This is a genomic window from Bifidobacteriaceae bacterium (assembly GCA_031281585.1).
GTDB lineage: Bacteria > Actinomycetota > Actinomycetes > Actinomycetales > WQXJ01 > JAIRTF01.
Window position 1 is genome coordinate 1 of the sequence record JAITFE010000094.1, and the last position, 4,398, is coordinate 4,398.

General features: G+C 70.5%; 5 protein-coding genes. 4 read left to right on the top strand and 1 reads right to left on the bottom strand.

Annotated elements, in window-relative coordinates; all coding sequences use genetic code 11:
• The 4 genes from LBC97_10905 to LBC97_10920 form a co-directional block, all read left to right on the top strand.
• Nucleotides 1–1,191, top strand: a 1,191-nt coding sequence (locus LBC97_10905) for an MFS transporter (protein MDR2566537.1), incomplete at its 5' end; no start/stop codon positions are given.
• Between the two features lie 71 nt (nucleotides 1,192–1,262).
• The gene (locus LBC97_10910; protein ID MDR2566538.1) at nucleotides 1,263–2,225 is read left to right on the top strand and encodes an alpha/beta hydrolase; all 963 of its coding nucleotides are present in this window, start codon (nucleotides 1,263–1,265) and stop codon (nucleotides 2,223–2,225) included.
• Nucleotides 2,226–2,312: 87 nt separating this feature from the next.
• A complete protein-coding gene (locus LBC97_10915) occupies nucleotides 2,313–2,570 on the top strand; it encodes a ribbon-helix-helix domain-containing protein (protein ID MDR2566539.1) in 258 nt (85 codons plus the stop codon).
• Nucleotides 2,567–2,947, top strand: coding sequence for a type II toxin-antitoxin system VapC family toxin (locus tag LBC97_10920; protein MDR2566540.1), 381 nt, complete (start codon nucleotides 2,567–2,569; stop codon nucleotides 2,945–2,947). Before LBC97_10915 ends, LBC97_10920 begins: the two co-directional genes overlap by 4 nt.
• 441 nt (nucleotides 2,948–3,388) lie before the next feature.
• Here the strand turns inward: LBC97_10920 and LBC97_10925 are convergent.
• On the bottom strand, nucleotides 3,389–4,398 hold a 1,010-nt coding region (locus LBC97_10925), incomplete at its 5' end, for an IS1595 family transposase (protein ID MDR2566541.1).

Below are 4,398 nucleotides of genomic sequence, written 5' to 3' on the forward strand. Positions count from 1 at the left end.
ATGGGCCTCTACTTCGCCATACAGCTGGTCGTCAACACCGCGAACGGGGGAGCCGCGACCTTCTTGCTGCCCCTCCGGCTGCAGGACCTGGACCCGGCGACAAAGGTTGGCCACTACGGGCTGGTGGGCACGGCATCGGCGGTCTGCGCGATAATCGCCCAGCCGCTGTGGGGAGCGCTGTCTGACGGCACCCGCTCCCGGTGGGGGAGGCGGGCGCCATGGATTGTGGGCGGGGCGCTGGGCGTGAGCGCCTGCATAGCCCTGTTCGCCGTGACGGAAAACTTCGCCCTGATCGTGGCGACGGCCTGCGGCGTCCAAATCTTCTATTCGATGTTCGCCGCGCCGCTGACCGCGATCGTGGCCGACCGAACGCCGGTGGAGCGCCGGGGCGTGATGTCCGCGCTGGGCGGGGCCGGCGCCTACATGGGGGTTCTTGGCGGGGTGGTGCTGGCGTCCTTGTTCGCGGCGCGGACCAGCCTGGGCTTCGCGTTTTTCGCGGTCTTCTGCGCCGTCCTGGCCGGCCCGTTGGGGCTGGCGCTGCGCCGCGACTCCCGGCTCTTGCCCAAACCCCGCTCCGACCGCCGGGTCCGCTCGGTTCTGAGGTCGTTTTGGGTCTCGCCCCGCCGGCACCCGGACTTCGCCTGGGCGTTCGCGGGACGCCTCGTCCTGATCACCGGCTTCTGGGGCCTGTACTCCTTCTTGCTGTACTTGGTGCAGGACTACTGCGGCCTCAGCCAAGAACAGGCAGCCCGCGCCTATCCGCTGTTGTCCACCGTGCTCTTGGTCTCCATCCTGGCGGCCATTGTCCCCGGCGGCTGGATTTCCGACCGGCTGGGCCGCCGGAAGGTCGTCATCGTGGCGGCCAGCCTGTTGATCGGGCTGTCCGTGGTGGCGCCCCTGGCCAGCCCGACCGTTCCCGCGCTGGCCCTCTCCCTGGTCTTGGTGGGCCTCGGATTCGGCGCCTACCTTTCGGTTGGCCAGGCGCTGATGACCCAGGTTTTGCCGGCGGCGGCTCAGGCGGGGACGCAGTTGGGCATCCTGAACATAGCCCAGGCCGGCGGCCAGGTGCTCGCGCCGGGGCTGGCGGCGCTGGTCATCTCCGCCGCCGGCTACCCCGGCCTGTTCGTCTTCGCCGGCGTGTCGGCCCTCGCCGCGATCGGGTTGATCCTCCCGATCCGGGGTGTACGGTGACGCCGGGCCGGGTTCTTGAGGTCTGGTCAGGTTCGCTCAGGTTCACTTAGGTTTCAAACAAAGGAGCGACGATGCCGATCGATCCAGTCGCAAGAAGGGCCCGGCGGGCGGCGCGGCGCCTGGTAGGCCGGCCCGCGCGGGACCCGGCCGGCTGGCGCGCGCAGGCTTTCGCGGTGGATCAGCGTCTGACCAGGCGGTTGATGGAGCCCGCCCCGGCGGGCGTCCAGGCCGAAGACGTCACGGCCCCGGTGCCGGGAGGCCAACCCGTGCGCCTCCGGGTCTATTCGCCTTCACCGCCGGGCGAACGCCGCCGGCCGGCCATCCTGACGTTCTTTGGCGGCGGCTTCCGGCAAGGCGGCCTTGACTTCGCCAGCGTCGACTTGACCAACCGCAGGCGCGCCCAAGATGCCGATGCCGTCATAGTCGCCGTGGACTACGCCCTCGCCCCGGAGCACCCCTTCCCGGAAGCCGTTGAGCAGGGGCACGCCGCCCTTCAATGGCTCCATGGCAACGCCTCCTCGATCGGGGCCGACCCGGATCGAGGAGGCGTTGCGGGCGCCTCTTCCGGGGGCACCATCGCGGCCGCCGTGACCCTGATGAACCGAGACCGCGACCAAATCCCCCTCCGGCTGCAATTGCTTGAGGTCCCGGCCCTCGACTTGACCGGCGGGCACATCGACCGGCGGCTCGCCTGGCGGCTCGGCGCCCCTCCATTCCTGGTGGCAAGGGGGCTGCGCCAGTTGGCGGGCCAATACCTGGGCGGCGCCTCGGCCCGCGAGCCGTACGCCTCGCCGCTGCTGGCCCCGGACTTGTCCGGCCTGCCGTCCGCCCACGTGTTGACGGCCGAATTCGACTTGCTCAGGGGCGACGGGGAGGCCTACGCGATTCGGCTCCGCGAAGCCGGCGTGCCCGTCCAGTCGCGCCGCTTCGAAGGGCAGACGCACGAGAGCTCCTTCTACACGGCCGCCATGGCGGGCGCCCGCGCCTGGCAAGCGGAGGTTCGCTCCGCGCTGCGCACGCTGACGCGGGGCTGAACCCCGGCCCAACCGGCGAACCGCTTCAAGCGGGCGGTTTCAAGCTTCCAACCGCGCGGTCCAAGGCAAAGATGTGCAGTCAGGTGTATGCGGCGGACCAACAGCTACTTCGAGGACCGGCAATTGGCGGGACTGGACGCGATGGCCCGCGCGGAAGGGGTGTCACGGTCCCACGTGCTCCGTCGGATGGTGGACCAGGCGCTGGCCGGCCAGGACGGCAGGCTTGACGTCGATTTGGCGGCAATCCGAGGCTCCTTCGGCGCCGCGCCCGGGCTGGTAGTTGAGCCGCGCCCGGACGATTCCCGGCTTCTACGGCTTGACGCGCCGCGGGAGGCCGACCGGTGATCGTGGTCGACACCGACGTCCTGGTAAACCACCTGCGGGGGAACCAGGCGACGCGCGACTGGCTCGAAGCCGCCAGGATGAGCGGCCCCTTGGCCGTTAGCGTCGTCACGGTGGCCGAACTGACAGGCGGAATGCGGAGCGGCGAACGCCAAGGCGTGTGGCGGCTGCTGTCGGCCCTGCAGGCGGTGGGGGTGAGCGAGTTGGTGGCGCGGAGGGCTGGCGAGTTGATGCGCGCCTACCGGCGAAGCCATCAGGGCATCGCCCTGGGCGATTACCTGATCGCGGCGACCGCCCTGGAATTGGGCGCTCGTCTGGCCACCATGAACGTCAAACACTTTCCAGTTTTCCCGGACCTGCGTCCCCCGGTGACCGTCTAAGGCCCAGATTCGGTGCCTGTCGGACTGAACCCGACCGCGTGGGGGAGGGTCGGCTTGGCGGCTCGGCCGGGTCAGTAGTGCTTCGGACTCGGTGGGCGAGAAGGGGCGTAGTGGCTACCGCAAGGTGACCCGGGTGTGGGGGCAGCCCCAGTTCCGCCGCTGGGTAACCCAGAAGGATCCCTGCCCGCGACTACTCACCCGTATCCGGCGTCCGCGACCGTAGGGCGCTCCGCTCCAGCCGCGGACATCCTCGGGTTCTTCGCCAGTCTGAGTTCCGGATAACGGAGGCCGGTCCAGGAACCAGGACGATGCCCCAATTCCTGGGCCGGCCGCGTAGCGTGTATTTGAAAGGGGTATCCAGATGACTGCCTAATGCCGGGCCTGGTCAGGGGCTTGTTCGGCTGGCGCCAGTTTAGGTGGTTTGTGAAGCTATTGTGAGGTTTAGGCCGACGCGCGGCGGCAGGCTACGCGGCGAGTCGATCCGCTCCGCGGGTCGGCGGGTGCCGCGGCGGCGCCAACAGCAGGCTGCCTCCACGGGCGCGTCGGCGGGGCGACCGCCAGGGTCCCGGGCCACCGGCGCGGCCCGTGGCCGGTTGGATGAGCGGCCTTGGGCGTTCCCGAGCGCGCCAGGTCGCGGTAGGTCGTCGGCGCGCAGCCCAGGGCGAGTTCGACGAGTCTGGCGAACAGAAGGCCCCGGTGGCGGGAGTTGCGGCGGTTCCAGCGGAAGGCGAACTCTGACGGGTATTCGGGGATGTGCTCGGATTGGACGCCGCCTTGGTGGGCGCCGAGCAGCCACCGGTCGCATAAAGAGAACACGCGGTGGACGGCGGGCAGCAGATCGTGGGCCGGCGGGGCGCGGGGAGCGGACTCGTTGCGCGGCTCGTGGACGTATCCGGCGGTCGCCCGCGTGTAGGCGGACAGCCCGTCTGTGATGATCCTGGAGCCGGGTTCGACGTGGGCGCGGATGGCTTTGCGCAGTTGGAAGGCCGACCGGTCGGGGACGACCGCGAGCCTGACCCTGCCGAATCTTTTGCCGCGCCCGGCGCGCTCGACGGCTGCGACCACGAGTTCCTTGCCGGTCTGCCCGCCGGCGCCGGGATGGACCCCGCCATGCAGCCGCTCGTCTACCTCCACGGTCCCGGACAGCTTCGCCTTCGGGGCGGCGTGGACCGCGGCCCGGCACTTGGCGAGCATAGTCCAGGCCGTCTGGTACGAGCCGACCGGCAGGACCCGGGACAGGGTCAGCGCGGACACGCCGTTGGCGGGCACGGCCATCAGCCACGCCGCCTCGAACCAGACACTCAACGGGGTGCGGGTGTCTTGGAAGACGGTCCCCGCCGTCGCCGACACGCGGCGGCGGCACCTTGCGCAGCGCCGCAGGCCGTCTTTGCCGCGCGGCCCGCGGCCAGCGCCGCACCAGGGGCAAACGAACCCGTCCGGCCAGCGCAGCC